The organism is Streptomyces sp. NPDC026500 (genome assembly GCF_055567635.1).
The window spans coordinates 248,351-267,276 of record NZ_JBVHQB010000011.1 but is presented as its reverse complement, the minus strand read 5'-3'; the positions used below and the strand labels follow the sequence as shown (position 1 = coordinate 267,276).

Genomic DNA, 18,926 nt, shown 5'->3' with positions numbered 1-18,926 from the left:
TTTAGCGGACATAGCGCCCCAATTGCGTCTCGGCGCTGTCGCGAATGTGCACGAGTGCCGCACGCGTGGGGGACGGGATGTCCCTTTGGCGCAGTCGTTCGCGGATCCAGCGTGCGACGCCTACCAGATGATCCTTTTCGCTGGTGGGGGGTGAACAGGGTCCGGGCAGCCAGTGCATCACGATGTTGTGGGCGGCATGGTGCATGACGGGGTCTTCAGGCTCGAGACGTTCGAGGATTTCCATCCAGTCCCCGAGGAATCCCATGCCGATGAGCCGGGCCCGGCGCAGGCTCACGTGGGCGGTGGCGAGGTCCGTGAACATCCGGTCCAGTTCCTTGTGCGCGCTGAAGGCCTTCTGGCTGGCGGTGGAGTGGTCCTCGGCTGCCAGCAGGCTCAGATAGCCGATGGCGGCGATGGCGTGTGCTGCGGGCACGACGGCGACCTCGCCGTGCAGAGGGTGGGAGTGGACGACTTCCGCGGTGGCGTTGTCGGGGTGCTCTGCCACGGTCCGGACGTAGTCGAGGGTGTGGTGCAGGCCGGTGGTGGCGGCCAGCATCACGAAGCGGTGTGCGTCCAGGCTGGTGGGATCCTCGGGCTTGAGATCCGCCAGGCGCTCGCGGTGGTCGTCGCTCAGCGGGAGGGGGTCAAAGGGCGGCGCATCCAGCAGGACATCCGTCGCGCTGATCAGTTTCAGTGCCTCGCCGTCGCTGAGCTGGGGTGCGTCGAGGAAGAGGGCGACATCCGTGCGGTCCGGAACGCTCTCCCTCCAGGCGGAGGTCCAGGGCCAGTACAGGCTGGGGGCAAGGCCGGGTCTGCGTGCGGCCTCTTCCACGAGCAGCGCCGCCCGCGGCCGCGCCTCGAGGTCGAGGTTGCTGACGGCGCCCACCAGGACAGACAGTGGCTCCAGATAACCCTCGTCGAGCTTGTCTGCGTAGGAGCGCACGATGTTGTCTACGGCTGACGCCTCGTCGCCGTTCAGACCGTGTACGAAGTGAGCCAGTGCCAGCAGTCGGGACGGGGAGGCTGCGGCAGCGGCCCGTCCCAGCACATCCACGGGCAGGCTCTGCCCCCGGTGCAGCAGTACGTGTGCGGCCAGCAGGGCGTGGGTTTCGTTCTCCGCCAGCAGCAGGGACAACCAGTTGGTGTCGTCACTGTCGAGCAGGCCGGTCAGCGCACTGTCGGTGCAGCGGCTGCCGGCACGAGTCACGAGGTCGTGCCAGGCGGCGTCGTCGGCCAGACCGGCGCGGAACCGGTGGCTGAGCACTCTTTCGAGATCACCCTCACCGGCCAGGACTGCCAGGAGTTCCCTCTGCTCCTGGCACAAGCCCTGGGCTGTGGTGGCGGCTGCCGCCCGGGACAGTTCCTGCTCTGCGGCCGCGAGCCTGGTCCGGCAGGCTTCGGCGTACACGGCACGCAACCTGCTGCTGGGTCTTACTCTCATCTTCTCCAGCGCCTGCCACGCCTGACGGATGACCGGCCACGGAGTGCCGCTGTGGATGCGGTCCCAGACGTAGCCCACCAGGGGACGCAGGCCGGCGGTGGCGATGCTGCGCACCGCCCGCACCGCCAGGTCTTCGCTGATCCCGTCGTCCGGCAGGTCGAGCAGGTGACAAAGGACCGTGCTGAGGACGCTGCCTGCATCGGGCACGAACCACTGGTGCATCATGACCAGCCCGTCCAGGGCTTCCGCCGCCGCCGGAGCGTCGATGTCGCGCAGGACAGCGTCTTGGAGAGCGGCCAGGGCTGTGGGGGTCCCGTACTTGGCAAGTCCGTAGGCGGCCTGCCGCCAGGCAGGCTGACCGCTGTCCTCTGCCTCGAGTTGCGCCGTCAGGGATTGCACGAGGTGCCCCCGCAGGTCGGTGAACTTGTCCGCGGGAGCCGCCTGCAGCAGCCATGCCCCATACACGGAGTTGGCGTCCAAGGCGGTTTCGAGGATGAGCCGGACCACGTCCTGAGGAGCCTGCGGGTTGGCGACCAGCAGCTGAGCCGCCTCGCGCCAGTGGAACTGCAGCACGCGGTCGGCCACCGTGCCAGGATCGGAACTCAGTACAGCCGCGGCAAAGTAGGCGTGGATGATGGGGTTGCCGAAGGTGATCCAGGTACGGGCGGGGTCGGTCACGATCGCCGTCGTGCGCAGCAGCGCCTCCAGCGTCAGGCCGGCATTGGGGGGTCTGAGCCTGTCGAGCGATTTGAGGGCATCCTCGTACCTGATCGCAGCGCCGAATTCGTCCATGTCGCGCGCGAGTTGCTCGAACAGCTTCATCCGGCGTTCACTCTCGCCGGCGTCGACGTCGCCCATCAGGCCCAGGATGTAATCCTCGACCAGCCGGCCGGGGTTGGTGGTGCGAAAGCTGTTCCCTTTGAGATGGTGCTCCACCATGATGCTCAAGAAGAGCGGCTTGGTGGCCAGGTCACGCAGGCCGCCGGCCTCGGGGTCCTGAAAAAGTGCCCGGTTGAGTTCCTGCATCCGCGGTCGCCAGGACAACGGCTCGTCCTGGCGGAGTCTGTCCTCGATGTATTCCTTCGCCTGCTGCGCGCGGACCTTGTGCAAGGCGATCGCCGGCCAGCGCAGGACGTCCGGCTGGTAGTCACTGGCGCGCTGACACACCGCGATCCGCACGGCGGGGTAGGCCTGGCTGAGTGCGGAGATCCAAGCCAGCACCACGGGTCTTTCCGCGGTATCGACCTTGTGCAGTTGGTCGAGGACGAGATAGACAGCACCGATGTCCAGCATGCAGGCCAGCACGGCTTCAGGCAGCAGCGGTATCGTGCAGCAGTTGCTGACGTCGCCGGCCAGTGTGCACGGCGGCGGTGCTGCTTCTGGATCCTCCTGCAAGCGCTGGTGCTCGGCCTTGAGGTGAGCACTGATCTGCTGGGCGCTGACCTCGATGGGCCAGTACGGAGGCAGAACGTCATCGCCCTGGCCGGGGTCGAGGCCGCCCCTGAGTAATCGAGCCTGCAACTCCTGCACGGTGACGGTCTTTCCCGCACCACAGTCACCGACCAGCACAACGTGCTGGTCGGTCCCGGCCAGCAGGTCCAGGGCCGAACTGGGTCCCATCGCCAGAGCGCCGTCCCCCTGAAGAAGCAACGGCTCGCCCGGAGGGAGCATCCGTCCCGTCAGCGTAATGAACGGCGAGTTCAGCGGGGTGTGCTCTCTTTGCTGCTCAAGCGGTGCATGCAGCGGACCACGCATCATCGCCCGCACCAGGGCGGTGTCCGCATCAGCGCCCCACCCCGGGTTGTGGGCGGCCCGGCACGCCAGGCGGATTCTGATCAATACATCCACGCAGCAGGAAAGATGAGCCTGGGAGGAGTCGAGCAGCGCGCTGCCAAACGCTGCGATCTCCCCGGGATCCCAGGCGGCGAACAGCGCGTCCAGCGGAGAGTGCAGCGCTTCCGACGCCACGCCTGCCACCACAGCGCAGACCGCGGCTTTGTACGGCGACTGATCGCTCTCCGGGAATTTCAACGGACGCAGCGCAGCCAGGGTCAGATGCTGGAAGAGATGCCGTTGTGCCGCCTCGGCAGGCACACCGGCGGCGATCTCCCTTTGCAGCGCCGCATGCCTGATCTCCCACAAAAGCGCCAGGCACCGGCTGGCGTGACCACCGCGGACATCGACGACCGCCGCGAGAATCTTGTCCAGGCAGTCGGAATCGACCTGCACGGCGAGCAGACTCAGCACGGCTAGCTGGCGCTGTAGCTGTATCAGCTCCAACCAGGTCAAGCCCGCCGACTCCAACTCACGCAGCACACAGACTTCCAGCCAGGCGTAGTCCGTCAGCAACAGTCCAGCGGACTGGGCGGAAGCGAAGTCGATCAGGTAGGCGCTCTCGCCGCGCAGCAGCACGTTGCGGGGGTTGAGGTCCCCGTGAACCGGGCTGTGGCCACGGTCTTCTTTGGCCGCCCGCAAAATGTCAAAGAGACTGCGCAGAGGATGCGCAACGGACACGCCGTCGCACACCAGTTCACGCTCTCGCTCCTCAACCGTGCCCAGGCCGTTCAGAAACGAGGTCATCAGCCGGGAGCGCCGCTGGGCGCGGGTGGCAACCACCGTCGCGTTGACAAGGAGGCTGGTCTTGTCTTTGAACTCGGCTCTCAGATTCTTCTTCAAGGCCGTCCCACCGGCTTCAGCCTGGACCGCAGCCGTGTCCACCCGGCCTTTGACGGCGTGCTCGGACAGGTCGAGGTCGTCCATGACCACTGTCACGCGCTGCCCGATACTCAGTGTGCGACGCCCGCCAGGCGGCGACGACGAATTGCGCAGCAGATCATCGGCGTGGCAGCGCTCCTGCTCGACTTCCTCCCGACTCGGGGAAGTTATCCCGAGGTCGAGACGGACCTCTTCGTCGTCCCCCGTCGGTCTGACCCGTTCGAACTTCAGATAGAGATCCGTGCCCAGTGTGTGGTTCAACGGACCCAGCGACGCCTGCTGACGACGTTGCGGCGTGTGCATCTGATCCGCCAGCTGCTCCATCACCTGCCGCAGCGACACACGCGCCGACTCCAGCTTTGACTCCTGCACCACCCCGGCCGCAATGACCTGTTCCAGGCCGCGGGTCGCACCACGGCCACCGTGGCGGTCGGCAACATGCTGGTAGACGACGGCCTGGAGTCCCTGTCCGTGAGGGCAGTTCGGGCTCTGGTCCAGTACTCCCCTGCTGGCAGCGACAATCGCCAGATGCATGGGAAACCGCTCGGGTTGGGCCACCTCGGCCGCGTTCATGTATTCCTTGATGGCCTCTGCCCGGTCGGACAACTTGGCCACCTGTAACCGGTGGGAACCGTCTTTCAGGTCCAGTCGCAGTTCAACGACCTCGGAACCGCTGCGCCCCCCGGCCAGCCGTCCCAGTACCCGCACCTCGTCCAGGCCGCCCGGCCAATGCCCCGCCTTCGGTGTATCGCTGCAGGCAATATTGCGCAGGGCCGACCGAATCTCACCCTGGCCTGTCTCCGCGATACCACTCGCGGGATCGAACTCGACAGTCCAGTCTTCCACGCGCACTCAACTCCCCCTGGCCGACACCGATGGACGCTCCGAGTGTCAGCTACGTCACACACGCGGCGAGTGTAGCGGCCGACGGCATATGACCACCCCGCTCTGCACAATTCCGTTATCGCACCGCCGATTTCGCCCATCCCAACCCAGCCGACCCGACCCGATGGCCTCCAGCCTCGTGTGCTGCTCGGAGGACAGCGAGGCATCGGGGGCACGCCTGATCACTCTCGGCAGCACCCGGAACCCCTTCAGCGTCGGCAGCGGCAGGCGGCTGGCGTGGTCAGTGCGTTGCCTGATTCAGGCCCCTCCCCGGACCGGCCAGCGCGGTTCGCGCCAGGTCACGTAGCCACACATGTGCGGGGTCGGTGTCGTAGCGCTGATGCCACGACAGGTACACCGGGGCCGGGGGCAGTTCGAACGGCAGTGGGAGGAGGGCCAGACCGAGATCCGCGGCGGCTGAGAGTGTCGTGGATTCGGGGGCCGTGACAAGGAGGTCGGACTCGCGCACGAACTCGAATCCGGCTCGTTCGGTCGGCGCGGTCGCCACCACACGTCGGGTGAGGCCAAGCCGTGCCAGAGCCTCGTCGAGAGCGTTGTCGAACCTTCCGCGCCGCGAGATGGTGATGTGCTCGGCCTCGGCGTACCGCGCGGCGGTGACGGCTTTGGCACGGACGAGCGGGTGCCCACGCCGCATGACGATGACCTGGCGGGTTTCGGCCACCTGGTCGGCGCTGATCTCGGGCTGGGCCGGGCGGTTCGCGTTCGCTTCGAGGTCGACTTCGCCGCGACGCAGCTCGGGGGTGTCGATACTCGATTCCGCGATGAAACGCAAACGCACGCCTGGCGCCTGCTTACGCACCTCCGCGAGGAGCGTGGGGCCGCTGAGGGCGACGAGAGAATCGTGCCAGCGGAGAGTGAAGGTGCGCTCGAGTGTCGTGAGATCGAGTTCACGGCTTGGTGCCAGCACGCTCTGGACCTGCTGCAGCAGGTCGTGGACCTGTTCCCGAACGGCGATCGCGTACGGCGTCGGGGTCATGGTGCGCCCGGTGCGCACCAGGATCTGATCGCCCGTCGCTCTCCGGATCCGGCCGAGGCTTCGGCTCATCGCCGGGGCGGTCACGTGCAGGCGTTCGGCCGCGCCGGTCACGCTTCCTTCCTCCAGGAGCGCGTCGAGCGCGGCGAGCAGGTTCAAATCCAATTGCATGTGAGTCACTCTAGCCGTGCTTTACATGCACTTGAGGTTAATGCTCGCTGCTCATACCTTCGAGGTGCGGGGCGCAAAGATCGACGGTTTCGCCCTCGGCTTCATCCCCCTGCTGAGATGGGAGTACCGCCATGCCCGAATCGATTCAGAGCACTGGAAATGCCGCGGTCGCTGGCTCCGTGTCCGACGCCGAACTGCTCGCGCAGATCGCGATCGCCGTAGGTGCGGCGGGCTCGGCGCTGCGGGAGCGGTTCAGCGGCGTGGTCCGCTACCGGACGCGCGAAGAGCTGATGCGCGCGCTCGCCGCCAACGACGAGGCGGCCCTCGATGTCCTGCGCCCACGCCTCGCGCTCCTGCGCCCGATGGCCGGCTGGGTTGAGGAAGAGCTCGAGGGCGGGGCCCTGCCTCCCGGCGAATGGTGGGTCGTGGATCCTGCTGAAGGTAACGTCAACCACCTGCACGGATTGCCGGAGTGGGCGGTGACCGCCACACTCGTGCGCGAGAACCGGCCGGTACTCACCGCGGTCCACCTGCCGTTGACCGGCGAGACCTACACCGCGCTCGCGGGCGGCGGCGCCTACCTCGACGGCCGGCCGCTGCGCGTTTCTGAGACCACGGACCTCGGACTGAGCCTCGTGGCCACGAGCCAGGCCAGGCCGGACGAAGACGAAGCGATCGTGCGGCGCATCGGTTCCTCGATCACCGCAATGCTGCTCGACGCTCTCGTGGTACGGACGTCTGTGCCGGCGACCCTGCACTTGCTGAACGTGGCTGCCGGGCGGATCGACGCCTTTTGGCAGTTCGCCGGGGCCCGCGCGGACCTGCTGCCCGGCGCACTGCTCGTAGCCGAGGCCGGCGGACGAATCTCCGACGCCGAGGGCCACCCCTGGACGCCGGAGAGCGAGAGCTTGCTGGCCGCTACACCCGGTGTGCACGCCGATGCTGTCGCCACACTCTCGCGCTGACCACCCCTAAGAACCATAAGCACTGGAAGGACCAGATCGACATGACCATGATCGCCGTACTCGGAAACGGCCGCGTCGGCGGCAGCCTGTCCGCAGCCCTCACCCGGGCCGGGCATGAGGTGACCGTGGCGGACCGCTCGCCAGGCGCTGCCGGCGACGCTGCCCGGACAGGGCAGATCGTCATCAACGCCACGCCGGGCGCCGGCTCGCTGGAACGGCTCCTCGCTCTGAGCGGGGAGCTGGAGGGCAAGATCCTCGTAGACGTCTCCAACGCCACCCTCGACGGACCGGACGGACTGCCCGCCAACCTGCTCTACCCCGGCTCAAGCCTCGGGGAGCAACTCCAAGTTGCGCTCCCCCGCACGCGCGTCGTCAAGACGCTCAACACAATGCTCTACACGGTGATGACAGCGCCTACCGCACTCGTCCAGTCGCCCACCGCCTTCCTATCCGGTGAGGACCCGGGGGCCAAGCAGGCCGTCCGCGGGCTTCTCGAAGACCTCGGCTGGCACCGGGAGTGGATCACGGACCTCGGCGGGATCGAGACCGCGCAGGCCGTCGAGGCCGCAATCCTGTTCGTGCCTCACGTGATCCGGTCCAGCGGATTCGCGCCCTTCGCCATCTCGATCGCCCGCTGACTGGACGAAAAGCTGTGAGCCGCGACCAGGCATCTCTGGTCCCAGTGGATCTGCCCGCAGCGGTGCGCTCATTGAGCCACCGTTGCGGCCAAAACCAGCTCCACGCCAGCGGACGCGGCGGATGTTGTCGTTCCGGGCAGGCGGGCCCATGGGGGCGCCCTGGCGCGGAATTGACGCACCAGCAGCCGAAGGGCGTAGCCGCCTCTGCGCCCCGCCCCAGTTGCCGTGCCAGCCGGGCGGCCGCTGGCCGAGAGCCGGCCGCGCTTTCTCTGGCCTCGCACACCTCGGGCGACGCCGGCAGTACGGACCTCGATGTCTTCGCCCGACTCTGCGGTCGCTCACCCCGGCAGGCCGCGGAACTCCTCGACCTGCTCGTGGCGTCTCACGCCTGACCGTCTTTGACATCCTCCGCCCCTGAAGGGGGCAGAATCCCATCCGTGTCGCAGTGCGGCCGGGTGGGTGGTTGACGCTTCTAAGACCGGGTAACCCCGAGGTCTCCACGTCCTGACACCGCATGTCCTGCGGTGTGTTCGATGTTGCGGGCGGCGTTGGTGTCCGCGTTCGCCTCGTATCCGCAGTCGTCTGCCTTACAGACGAATCGGGCCTGGCTTTCGCGACTGCCGGGGGTGATGAACCCGCAGGCCGAGCAGCGCCGGGATGTGTTCGGGGCGGGGACCTTGACCAGGTGGCCGCCCCGGTCGGTCAGCTTGTATTCCAGCAGGGTGACCGTTCGGCCCCATGCCTCACCGCTGATCGACCTGTTCAGCCCGGCTTTCTGCCGGACGTTGGTGCCGGGGGCTTCCACGGTGCCCTTGGCGGACTTGACCATGTTGGCGATGGCCAGGTCTTCCACCCCGATGACGCCGAAGGTGTCGGCAAGTTCGGTGGTGGTCTTGTGTGCCCAGTCGAGCGATCGGCGCGTGGCTGTTGCGCGGAGTTGCTTGATCTGGTCGTACGTGCGGCGCAGGCGGTTACTGTTGCGCTCGCCTCGCTTGCGGTGGCGGCGCTGACGCTCCCGCTTCTGTTCCAGCCGCTTGAGCCTCTTGGTCTCACCAGGGGTGAGCCACGGGCCGTGTTCGCGGAAGGAGCCGTCGGAGAGGGCGAGGGGCTTGGTGATGCCCCGGTCGATACCGGTGATCGGCCCCTCATGGGGCTTCGGCTCGTCCGCCTCGGTCTGCACGCGGAAAACGATGTGCCAGCCGTTCGCTTCCCTGACCAGCCGCGCCCCGGTGACCCGGTTGAGCTTGTCGGCACGCTTGCCGTGCGGGAGGTCTTTGGTCCATCGGAAGCGGACCAGGCCGACCATCGGTATCCAACACTGGCCCCAGTGGCGGGAAAGGCGGCTGACGCGCAGGTCTCGGCCCTGGGGGATGTCGACGGCGCGGCGGGCGGTGCGCTTTTTGAAGGTCGGCGCTTCGGCGCGGCCTTCCCAGCAGTTCACCCACGCCCGGTGATACGTCTTGAGGACCTGCTGTGCGGCCTGCGCGGGTACGGCCTTGAGCCAGGGAAGGTCCTTGCGGGCCTGGCGTATCGCCTCGTCCATGCGGGCGAGGACCGCTGACACTTCGGCGTCATCTGCCACAGCTCGTGCAGCAGATTCCACATCGCACGGGCGCCATGTCCCTGGTCGTCGACCTGGGCGAGCTGACCGGGGAGAAGGTAAAGCCGGGCCTTGTGGCCACGCTGACGCTTCAACTTCCCTCCCCGTCCTACTCTTTGGTAGTTTCGCTGATCACACTAGCGTTGGTGCATGTCACCGCGATGGGAAGCGTCTCACCACGTGCACCTGTTGGTGCACTACCCGCCGAAGGTCGCCCTCTCGAAGCTGGTCAACAGCTTGAAGGGCGTCTCCTCCCCGCGGCTCCGCTTCGAGTACACCGGCAAGGTGAACCGGGCGATCATGCACGGCCGGTTCTGGTCTCGCTCCTACTTCGCTGGGTCATGCGGCGGCGCACCGATAACGGTGGTCCGCCAGTACGTCGAGAACCAGCAGCGTCCGTTGTGACCTGTGGGTTAGAGCAGTCTTGAGATGACCTACACCCCCCGCCTGAAGGCGGGGGCACTAGCCAAGATCATTGGTAGGCACAACCGGGAGACAGGCGAGGTCTTCTGATCGCTGCCGGGGTCAGCCGAGGCCGACTGCTAAAAGGGCGAACCAGTGCGCGACAGGACCGTCCTGAAGCAGATGAACCCCGGGCGCTCGCCGAAGGCCCGGCCGACGCCGGGGCCGCGAAAGGGTTGGTGTGCGGGGCTGGCAGAACCGGGTAACGTCTTTGTCATGTTCTTCCAGACACCGATTCACGAGTGAGAGCGGATGGGCCCCCGCTGACGTCCTTAGACGTCGCCGCCCGTCGCCCACCGATGAATCCGTAGATCACTTCACATCATTACCGGGAGAACCCGTGACCGTGAGCAAGAACATCAACAACCCCGTGGGCATGGGCGGCGGCCAGCGCAAGAAGCTGTCCCGCGCCGAACGGCAGAACAACGGTCCGCACCGCAACCTCGACCGCCAGGGTGCAGCCGACCAGAAGGCGGAGCTGGTGCGCAAGATGCGCGAGAAGACAGGCGCAGCTGAGGGCGCCGGGCAGGCGGGCGACGACACCGCAAAGAGCTGACGCACCGCCGCCGCAGGGCGGCACCGCACGGGGCAGGGCCCGGACCGCGACGCGCGGTCACCAAGACCACCGTCGTCACCTCCAGCGTCTTCCCATCCACCACCCCGTCCATCTCCCCGGTCGGCGGCCCGGGCACCGCGGACGTCAGGTGGGGCAGCAGCGGGTACCAGTTCCGCGGTTCGGCCGCGGACGTCCAGCTCGACGGCACCGAGTCCGTCGTCGGTACCTTCGTCCACCGCAATCTGCCCACCAACGTCAGCCCGAGCCGGTTCAACGTCATGCTCGCCATCAGCGTCATGTTCGAGGACGGCAGCGGTCGGCACGGCAGCGGACAGGGCGGTCGCGAGGACGGCGGCGACGGCGGCCGCCATGGTGAGCAGACGTCGGGTCAGATGCATACACGGTCAACCCCGCTCCCCACCCGCCCGGTCACGCCACCCCTCTCAAGATCACTCGCCAGGGGCAGCCGGGCAGCTTGTCGGTTTCAGTCGTGCTGCCATCGCCCCCCAGGAACAGGACTTCCCTCGCGACCCGCGTCGCCGATACTGGGGACATGGAAATCGCTGTCCTCGTGCTCCGGTCCGGGCTCGTATGACCGAGGCGGGTCCGACCTTCGACGACCTGGTGGAGCGGGCCGCATCGCTCGTACGTCCCGGCCGACGCGCCCTTCTCGGTATCGCCGGCAGCCCCGGGGCGGGCAAGACGACGCTTGCCGAGCGTCTGGTCCGGCGGCTCGACGAGGACGGGCCCTTCCGCGTCGCGCACGTGCCGATGGACGGGTTCCATCTCGCGGACGCCGAGCTGGACCGGCTGGGGCGCCGTGACCGGAAGGGGGCGCCGGACACCTTCGACGCGGCGGGGTACGCGGCGCTGCTGCGCAGGCTCCGCGAGGACGAGGAGGATCTCGTCTACGCGCCCGGCTTCGAGCGGGTCCTCGAACAGCCCCTGGCGGGAGCGATTCCGATTCCGCGGGCCGCCCGTCTGATCGTCACCGAGGGGAACTATCTGCTGCTGCGCGAGGACGGGTGGACGCGAGCCCGCGCGCAGCTCGACGAGGTCTGGTTCTGCGAGCTCGACGAGGCCGACCGCATCCGGCGGCTGGTCGCACGCCACGAGCGGTTCGGGAAGGATCACGACACGGCGGTGGCGTGGGTGCTCGGAACGGATCAGCGCAACGCCGAGCTGGTCGCCGCGACCCGGGACCGCGCCGACCTGGTGGTCGGGGCGGGGGCCGTCGGGGCGGGGGTCGTCGGGGCGGCGGTCACCGGAGACGCGGCCACGGAGCCGGCGGTCACCGAGGGCTGATCTCCAGTTCGGGTTCCCCGTGGGCATCGCCCGCGGGATCGCCGATCCGCGCGGTGAACGCCTCGGTGCGGACGGTCAGTCGGGCCGACGTGCCCGCGAACGTGGGGGCATAGGGCCCTCCGGGTCCGTACCGGACGGCGAACACGTGCAGGGCGTCCGGGGCGCCGGGCACGGGGTCCGCTTCGATGGCCGTGGAGGAGACGAGGTGGCGCCAGCCCTCGTCCGGGTTGCCGTAGCCGCGCAGGTCGGCGGCGAGCGCGAAGGCCGCCTGTTCCTGGGTGGTCCGCGTCCGGGCGTCGAAGTGGTCCACGTCCTCGGCCCGGGGGTGTTTCAGGCGCAGGGCAGCGGCGGACCTCACCTCGGCCTCGGCGGTTCTGCGCACCCGCTCGCCGTCGTCCGCGGCGTACGGCATCCCGGCGAGGAGATAGGGACTCCCCGGGAGGCGTTCCACGGCGACCGTCAGCCACAGGCGCGTGCCGTCGGTGACGTACAGGGACCGGACGTGGCGCAGGACGTGATCGCGGCCGACGACCGGCTTGGTGACCAGCTTGCCGGTCAGCGGGCCGCTGCGCAGGTCACGGACGCGGACCTCGCCCAGGGGACGGCAGTACAGAAAGCCGTCGACGACCGGGCCGAAGCCGTGCTGCCGGTTCACCGCGGCGGGCAGGCAGTAGGTGCCGGCGGCCTCGACCAGGGCGGGCGTCATCCGGTCGTCGAAGGCCACCGAGACGCGGCCCGCCCGGAGTTGGTGCCGTACCGGGTCCTTCGAGGGGAGGCGGTGCCAGCGTGTGCCGTCCTGGATCTGCCAGACCAGCATGAACGCGAAGTGGCCGTCGACGCCGCCGTCGCGGTGGACCGCGTGCCGGCCCCAGCGGGTGTCGCCACGGTAGCGGCCGAGGTCGGCGCCGACGCGGTGGCCGAAGTAGCGCAGACCGAGGACGGCCTCGAAGCCGCAGTGCTGCTCGCTGTACCGGGGGCCACCCACGTCGAACCCGCCGACGGTCAAGCGCGCGTCGATGTAACGGGCGAGCGCCTCGCCGTCCGCGGCGAAGACGTCCTCGCCGCTGATCCGGTGGGCCTGGGCGAGAAAGGACAGGGAGATGGGCCCGTAGTTGTTGTCGTACGCGCCGCCGTGCTCGGGTGGCAGCAGAGCACCGCGGTCGCGCACACGGCGGGCGTGGATCTGCTCCAGGTACAGCCGCATGGCACACGTGCGGACCGACGCGGCGTCCGGGGCGGGGAGTTGTCGCGCGACCATCAGGCCGCCGACGACACAGCCGATCGCCTGGTTGCCGGCTTCCTGCGGGTTGAAGTAGGTCACCTCGGTCAGCCAGCGCCAGTAGCCGTGGGCCAACTCGACCAGTTCGCGGTGCTGTTCGGCGTCGAGGATGCCGTCCCCGGCGTCCAGGATGTTCACGGCCTGGAGCAGCGCCCACACCGTGCTGGGCCAGTCGCCGAGCGGGTGCGCACCTGCCTTGAGTACGTAACGGGCGTACGGTTCACCGGAGTTGCGGCGCCGCAGATTCGGGTAACCGGGGTTGTCCTCGGTGTGGACGCGCTCGCGCAGGTGGAAGGCGAGGCTGCGGCGGACGGCTTCCGGCAGGCGGGGGTCCTTCGTGCGCTGCCAGGCGAGGGCCAGCAGGGAGGTCGTCCCGAGCGAGGTGTCGCCAATGTCGTCGCCGGCGGCGGGGTGTTCGAGGTTCCCCTCGGGGGTGAGGCGGGCGAGGGCCTCCTCGGCGACGGCGCCGAGGACGGCGTCGTAGGCGGCCGGATCGTCGGGGAGATCGTGCAACGGGCCCCGCTGGTAGGGAAGATGCACGCGCGATCAGCTCCTCGTGCCGGAGGTCGCCATGTCCTCGGCCAGGATCGCACGGAGGCCGAGTGGGCAGATGAGCGCGAGCGGGAGCGCGCGCGTCGGTCCGACGAACATCACGGTGTCCGTCGACGCGAGGGGGCCGGGGCGGGGGGAGCGACCGTCACCGCGCCGCCCGCCCCGGCCGTTTCAGGGGGCCGCCGTCCTGGATTCCAGGTCGGCCCGGGTGTCGTTGCCGTAGACGCCGGACTCGTCGCCCCGGATGCCGTACCAGACCTGGAAGCGGGCGACCGCCGCGGCGAGCGTCGCGTCGTAGGTGCCGCTGGTGCTGCCGTGGTCGTACACGTTCGGGATGTGGAGCAGGCGTTGCTGAAGGGCCGTCACCTCGGGGCCACTGTCGCCCTCCCGGAGAGTGCCGGCGCCGTCCGGATCGGTGGCGTCCCCCGAAGCGCGGTCGGCCGGTGCGGTCGAGGCGTTCACTCCGGCTCCCGCCGGGGACGCGTCGTCCCGGCTCGCGCCCGGCACCAGGAGGGCGAGCGCGAAGCCGATCAGGGCCGCCGCGACAACGGCGACCGTGATCGCCGCGCGGCGCAGGCCCGCGTCGCGGCCGAGGCCGTGGGCGCCTTTGGGCCTCTTTCCATTCGGGTGTCCGCTTCCGGCGGCGGGTCCGTCGGCCGTGTCGGCTCCGTCCACCCGCGGGGCGTCGGCCGTGTAGTCCTCTCCCGCCGGAACCGGGGGCAGTTCCTCGGTCTCGTCCTCCTCGGGGGCGGGCAGAAGTCGTATCGCGGCCGCGGGCGCGGTGAGCGACTCGTAGTCCTCGTCCGCGTCCGTCATCCCCTCCTGCTCGCGCACCTGCCGCAGCAGCTCCGCCAGGGACTCGGAGCGGCGGCGGCGCTCGATGTGAGTGGGTTCGATCACTGAGCGCCCGGTGGACTTCCCGCGTTCGGGCCGTGTCGACACACTGCTCTCCTTCCGTACACGCGGTCTCCCGCCGTCCCTGCGCAGTGATACGGGGCTGCGGGCCCCGACGTTCAGCGCGCCGACGCACCTCGATGATCACCGCCGGGCCGGGCCGATCACCGCCGCGACTCGGGCCCGCGGGCGAACTCGGGTGAGCTCAGGTCACGTTGGCAGCCGGCGAACGCGGTTGAACTCAGGTCACGTTGAGAGCCGGAGACCGCGCGTGAGTCTTTGCGGAGGCGGGGCACCCGCTCACCATGGACAATCCATGAAGCCGAGTTGGCGGAAGGTTGACCAAATCCCTGGAGATCGCTGACGGACGCGTCTATAAGGTCGGCCGCATGCCCCCACAACCCCCTGGAACACCGGCGCTGCCGGTCCTCCCTTATCGGAAGCCCACCCGTGACCGGGACTACTGGGTCTTCGACGACGTACTGCCCGACGCGGATGCCGTACGGGCCCGGTGCGTCGGCAAGGACGACTGGGTCAAAGGCCATCCGTACACCTCGGAGAGCTGGCCGGGGCTGCGGACGATGCCCGGACTGGAACCGGACGAATTGACGCGCGTAGAGCGACTGGTGAAGAAGGCCACCGGTGCGCAGAAGCTCTGGCAGCAGGCGACTCCGTCGGGCGCCACGCTCAACCACAACTGCGTCCAGGTCGTCGGCAAGGACGAGGGCGAACCCCGCCCCCACACGGACTCCCGCGCCCTGTGCCGTTACGCCGCGGTGCTCTATCTGAACCCGAACGTCCCCAAGGGCTGCGGAACGAGCTTCTTCCGGCAGAGCCTGCCCGGCGGCCGGCTGGGCGGCAACGTCGTCGTCGCACCCCACAACAACCTGGTCGAGGCCCTCGGTACACGCTTCGTACCGCCGGACTCCTTCGTCGAGGACATCCGAGTCCCGCACCGCTTCAACCGGCTGCTCCTCTACAACGCCAACCTGATGCACAGCGCCACCGACTACTGCGGGACCACCATGGAGGACAAACGGATGACCGCCGTCTTCTTCTGGATGGCGTGATCCGGACCGGCCGCCAGGCCTGCTCCCAGCGTCGATCGCGGCCCCGGACCATGGAGTCCGGGGCCGCTCTCCTTTGCCCCGGGCCGGAAAGCGGACAGATGAAGACAGGCTTCGATTTCGCAGCGAAAACCGGACATTCCCAGACTGCGGAGGGATTACATCTCCCCGAAGTCCTGGTGGCCGGGAGGTGTGCTCGTCATGATGGGCGCATGACCTTGGCCTCCAGAGCCATGACGCGACTGGCCAACTGGCCCGACCTCGCGGAGTCCCCGCCGAGTTGCGGCACGGGACGCGCGCTGTGCGCGGCGCGGTGCGAGATCGTCCACTTCCATTCGGACCACGATGTCGACTTGCACCTCACGGACCGGGCGATCCGGCGCTTCGAGGACCACCTCAAGACCTCCACGGCCATCCGCATGGTGCCCGGCTCCCGCTGGGTGACCATCCATCTCGAAGTCGACTCGGACATCGACCTCCTGCTGACCCTGGTGAGCGTCGCCCTGCAGGCCCATCTGAACGGGCACATGGCGGGCGACGACACCTTGTCGGCGAGTTGCAACGACCGCTGACCGCCCAGGTCGAGCTCCGCCGAGAACCGTGGCAGTCCTGTCGAGCACCGTCGCGGCCGAACGCTCCTCGCGTTGTCGGCCGGACCCGGCAACCGGGGCTGTCACCCCGGGAGGGCCGGCAAAGGGCTGTCCCGCAATCCCCGGTGGATCAGCGCGCGGCGTCAGATGCGGTGCGTCGCAAGGCGGAGGGCCGTCCTCACACTGGGCGTATTCGGGCGATCCGACAACGCGGCGTGGAGGTCCCCACTGCTCGAAGAGCTTGGGGAAGTGCCGTAGCTGTCGTCGCGCGCCCGCCGGGGATTACGGGACAGCCCGAGGGACACGGACGAGCCCCGGCACTCGCGCGGGAAACGAGTACCGGGGCTCTTCACCGGGTCATCGGGGCGGCGATGACCCGGTGCGTCAGGAGCGCGTGCCCGTCGCGCGCCGACGGCGGGTGGCGACGGTGATCGCGGCACCGGCCGCGAGGACGGTCACGGCCGCGCCCGCGATCGGCAGGGTGTTGCCACCACCGGTCTCGGCGAGACCGCCGGACGGGGTCGACCCGCCGCCGTTCGGCGTGGGGGCGGCCGGCGTGGCCGACTCGGGGGCGGACGGGGCGGCGGACGTCTCGGGAGCCGAGGGCGTCGCCGGAGTCGCGGGCGAGGAGGAGACCGGAGCACCCGGCGTCTGCGCGGGCGCCGTCGAGGCCGGCGGGGTCTCGGGGGTGGTCGGCTGCGCGGTGCAGTCCTTCTTGCCGCCGTTCCAGGCCATGATGAGCTTGTCCTTGATGACCGCGTGGTCCGGCCCCGCCGGCAGGTCACCGTGCTCGAAACCGTCCTGGGCGTCACCCTTGCCGTCGAACTTGACGGCGCCGCGGTACAGGTCGATCTGCGCGAAGCAGCCGGCGTCGGGCACCGAGATGTCGAGGGAGTCCGTGGCCCCCGGCTTCACCGAGACCGTGTCGAAGTCGTGGAAGACCTGGACTCCTGAGGTCTTGAAGGTGTCGCCGTGCGTGCGGTACGCGGCCAGCGAGGCGGTGCAGTTGCCCGCGTCGTCCGCGGCGCGCACCTTGATGTGGACCTTGCCGTCGTCGGTCGGCTTCAGGTTCTCGTCGTCGACCCGGACGGAGTCGTAGAAGTGCGTACCGTCCAGGGAGAACTGGCAGCGGTCGGTCGCGGTCGCCGTACCGGCTCCCTGCCCGGGGGAGAAACCGCTGCCGGTCTTGTCCCAGCCGTCACCGCCTGGCTTGTCGGTCGCCGACGCGGTCGTGGTGACCGCGCAGAGAGCGAACGCCGCCGCGCCCGTCCCCAGCAGGCAGCGAAGGGTGACACGTCTCGCTTTGGACATGCGGATCCCATCCTGATGATGCGAGACCCGGTCGACGGCAGCGGGGCAGCACTCGGCAGCCTGGGGCCGTCCCGGGGATAGGTGGTCGAAGCACGCTGGACCCCTTGGTCATGTGGGCCACAGCTCGACCACATATTCGATCACTGCCTACGGACTGTCAACTTCGCTTCATACGCCGGGACTTCACGAGTGAACACGAATCAGCCACATAAGGAATCACGCACTCCGAGGCGGCCGGCCCGGCGGGAGACGACGGGCGTCACAGGCCAGCGGACAGGCAGCACGCAGCAGACCGAATGACCTTCGAGACAGATTCGACGAACGCGACTCGGCGCGGGCGCTTCATGAGGGCGGCTCGGCGCGGCGCGGGCACTACGGGAGGCGGCTCGGCGCGGCGTGGGCGCGTCGCGAACGAAGCTCGGCGCGAGCACTTCGCGAGCGCAGCTCGGCGCGGGCATATCTCGAACGCGGCACTCGGCGCGGGCGTCCCGGCCAAGGCAGATCGGCGCGGGCGTCCCGGCCAAGGCAGATCGGCGCGGGCGTCCCGGCCAAGGCAGATCGGCGCGGGCTGTGATCTCGGAATCGGTCAGGGAACTCAGTTCCCTGCTCGGAGCGCACCGAGTGCCACCCCCTCGGCTTCGATGCTAGTTTCCGACCATGAACGAGGCACCGGGCCGCCGCGAGCCCGCCGACGCGACCACCGTCAAACCACCGATGCGGGACGCCCTGGTGGGAGCCGCCTTCCAGCTCTTCCTGGAGCGCGGCTACGAGGAGACCACGGTCGACGACATCGTGGCGCTCGCCGGCGTCGGCCGCCGTTCGTTCTTCCGCTACTTCCCCTCCAAGGACGACGTGGTCTTCCCCGACCACGAGCGCTGCCTGGCCGACATGACGGCGTTCCTGAGCGAGGAGGCCGACATGGACGACCCGGTGCAGCGCGTCTGCGACGCCGCCCGGCTAGTCCTGCGCATGTACGCCGAGAACCCGACGTTCTCGGTCCAGCGTTACCGCCTCACGAAGAGGGTCCCGGGCCTGCGCGCGTACGAACTGTCGGTCGTCTGGCGCTACGAGCGTGCCCTCGCCGAGTATCTGCGCGGGCGCTCCGCCGGGACCCGCGCGGACACGCTTCGCGCCGATGTCGTGGCCGCGGCGGTGGTCGCCGCGCACAACAACGCCCTGCGCTCCTGGCTGCGTTCGGACGGCACGGGGGATGCCGAAGTGGCGGTCGACCGAGCGCTCGGGTACGTGCAGAGCACATTCGGCTCCGCGCCCGGCGAACCGGCGCACAAGGAGCCGGAAAAGCCGGAGGAGCCGGAGGACGTGGTGATCGTCGTCTCGCGGCGCGGAGCACCCATGTGGCGCGTGGTCCAGGAGATCGAGTCGGCCTTCGCGCGGGACTGAGCGGGAGCCGAGCCGTTCGCGCCCCTCCTCCAAATTTGAGGGTACGCAGTGCCTTTACTGGTGACACTCAGTGCCATAACCTGTGATCGTGCACGGCGAT

At 68.9% G+C, this 18,926-nt stretch carries 13 protein-coding genes and 1 pseudogene; 8 read left to right on the top strand and 6 right to left on the bottom strand.

Translation table 11 applies throughout. The features are described 5' to 3' along the window. Position 1 precedes the first annotated feature (1 nt). Together ACZ4N5_RS21935 and ACZ4N5_RS21930 are read right to left on the bottom strand one after the other, a co-directional pair. On the bottom strand, positions 2–5,002 hold the full coding sequence (locus tag ACZ4N5_RS21935; RefSeq protein ID WP_467758732.1) for a hypothetical protein: 5,001 nt from the start codon (positions 5,000–5,002) through the stop codon (positions 2–4). 280 nt (positions 5,003–5,282) lie between these two features. Then, positions 5,283–6,206: a LysR family transcriptional regulator gene (locus ACZ4N5_RS21930; RefSeq protein ID WP_467758731.1), complete on the bottom strand. Its 924-nt coding sequence runs from the start codon at positions 6,204–6,206 to the stop codon at positions 5,283–5,285. 131 nt (positions 6,207–6,337) lie between these two features. Between ACZ4N5_RS21930 and ACZ4N5_RS21925 the strand changes: the two genes are divergently transcribed. Together ACZ4N5_RS21925 and ACZ4N5_RS21920 are read left to right on the top strand one after the other, a co-directional pair. Then, positions 6,338–7,171: an inositol monophosphatase family protein gene (locus tag ACZ4N5_RS21925; RefSeq protein WP_467758730.1), complete on the top strand. Its 834-nt coding sequence runs from the start codon at positions 6,338–6,340 to the stop codon at positions 7,169–7,171. 41 nt (positions 7,172–7,212) lie between these two features. Then, the gene (locus tag ACZ4N5_RS21920) at positions 7,213–7,809 is read left to right on the top strand and encodes an NADPH-dependent F420 reductase (protein WP_467758729.1); all 597 of its coding nucleotides are present in this window, start codon (positions 7,213–7,215) and stop codon (positions 7,807–7,809) included. A 472-nt stretch (positions 7,810–8,281) separates the two neighbouring features. On the opposite strand, the gene ACZ4N5_RS21915 is transcribed toward ACZ4N5_RS21920, so the two are convergent. Next, positions 8,282–9,391, bottom strand: coding sequence for an RNA-guided endonuclease InsQ/TnpB family protein (locus ACZ4N5_RS21915; RefSeq protein WP_467758728.1), 1,110 nt, complete (start codon positions 9,389–9,391; stop codon positions 8,282–8,284). A gap of 195 nt (positions 9,392–9,586) precedes the next feature. On the opposite strand from ACZ4N5_RS21915, the pseudogene tnpA reads away from it, so the two are divergent. From tnpA to ACZ4N5_RS21900, 3 genes and pseudogenes are all read left to right on the top strand, one after another. Next, positions 9,587–9,814, top strand: a pseudogene (gene tnpA / locus ACZ4N5_RS21910) (IS200/IS605 family transposase); the annotation flags it as partial. 397 nt (positions 9,815–10,211) lie between these two features. After that, positions 10,212–10,427 (top strand): DUF6243 family protein, encoded by a 216-nt coding sequence (locus ACZ4N5_RS21905; RefSeq protein WP_467758727.1) that lies wholly within the window; start codon positions 10,212–10,214, stop codon positions 10,425–10,427. Between the two features lie 591 nt (positions 10,428–11,018). Next, positions 11,019–11,732, top strand: a complete 714-nt coding sequence (locus tag ACZ4N5_RS21900; RefSeq protein ID WP_467758726.1) for a nucleoside/nucleotide kinase family protein — start codon at positions 11,019–11,021, stop codon at positions 11,730–11,732. Here ACZ4N5_RS21900 and ACZ4N5_RS21895 read toward each other — a convergent pair. Continuing rightward, positions 11,719–13,551: a hypothetical protein gene (locus ACZ4N5_RS21895; RefSeq protein ID WP_467758725.1), complete on the bottom strand. Its 1,833-nt coding sequence runs from the start codon at positions 13,549–13,551 to the stop codon at positions 11,719–11,721. The genes ACZ4N5_RS21900 and ACZ4N5_RS21895 overlap by 14 nt on opposite strands. 183 nt (positions 13,552–13,734) lie before the next feature. Further along, positions 13,735–14,505, bottom strand: coding sequence for a peptidoglycan-binding protein (locus tag ACZ4N5_RS21890; protein ID WP_467758724.1), 771 nt, complete (start codon positions 14,503–14,505; stop codon positions 13,735–13,737). 341 nt (positions 14,506–14,846) lie between these two features. Between ACZ4N5_RS21890 and ACZ4N5_RS21885 the strand changes: the two genes are divergently transcribed. Beyond that, positions 14,847–15,527, top strand: a complete 681-nt coding sequence (locus ACZ4N5_RS21885; RefSeq protein WP_467758723.1) for a DUF6445 family protein — start codon at positions 14,847–14,849, stop codon at positions 15,525–15,527. Between the two features lie 209 nt (positions 15,528–15,736). Next, positions 15,737–16,096, top strand: a complete 360-nt coding sequence (locus ACZ4N5_RS21880; RefSeq protein ID WP_467758722.1) for a luciferase domain-containing protein — start codon at positions 15,737–15,739, stop codon at positions 16,094–16,096. A gap of 402 nt (positions 16,097–16,498) precedes the next feature. Here the strand turns inward: ACZ4N5_RS21880 and ACZ4N5_RS21875 are convergent, their stop codons facing one another. Continuing rightward, complete coding sequence (locus tag ACZ4N5_RS21875; protein ID WP_467758721.1) at positions 16,499–17,425, bottom strand: hypothetical protein; 927 nt, start codon at positions 17,423–17,425, stop codon at positions 16,499–16,501. A gap of 714 nt (positions 17,426–18,139) precedes the next feature. Here ACZ4N5_RS21875 and ACZ4N5_RS21870 point away from each other — a divergent pair. Further along, the gene (locus tag ACZ4N5_RS21870; RefSeq protein ID WP_467758763.1) at positions 18,140–18,826 is read left to right on the top strand and encodes a TetR family transcriptional regulator; all 687 of its coding nucleotides are present in this window, start codon (positions 18,140–18,142) and stop codon (positions 18,824–18,826) included. Positions 18,827–18,926 lie beyond the last annotated feature (100 nt).

What these genes read in the sequence shown, in the direction of transcription:
- ACZ4N5_RS21920 (WP_467758729.1), top strand. Translation starts at nt 7,213, where the DNA reads ATGACCATGATCGCCGTACTCGGAAACGGCCGCGTCGGCGGCAGCCTG.
- ACZ4N5_RS21870 (WP_467758763.1), top strand. Translation starts at nt 18,140, where the DNA reads ATGCGGGACGCCCTGGTGGGAGCCGCCTTCCAGCTCTTCCTGGAGCGC.
- ACZ4N5_RS21885 (WP_467758723.1), top strand. Translation starts at nt 14,847, where the DNA reads ATGCCCCCACAACCCCCTGGAACACCGGCGCTGCCGGTCCTCCCTTAT.
- ACZ4N5_RS21925 (WP_467758730.1), top strand. Translation starts at nt 6,338, where the DNA reads ATGCCCGAATCGATTCAGAGCACTGGAAATGCCGCGGTCGCTGGCTCC.
- ACZ4N5_RS21875 (WP_467758721.1), bottom strand. Translation starts at nt 17,425, where the DNA reads ATGTCCAAAGCGAGACGTGTCACCCTTCGCTGCCTGCTGGGGACGGGC.
- ACZ4N5_RS21900 (WP_467758726.1), top strand. Translation starts at nt 11,019, where the DNA reads ATGACCGAGGCGGGTCCGACCTTCGACGACCTGGTGGAGCGGGCCGCA.
- ACZ4N5_RS21930 (WP_467758731.1), bottom strand. Translation starts at nt 6,206, where the DNA reads ATGCAATTGGATTTGAACCTGCTCGCCGCGCTCGACGCGCTCCTGGAG.
- ACZ4N5_RS21880 (WP_467758722.1), top strand. Translation starts at nt 15,737, where the DNA reads ATGACCTTGGCCTCCAGAGCCATGACGCGACTGGCCAACTGGCCCGAC.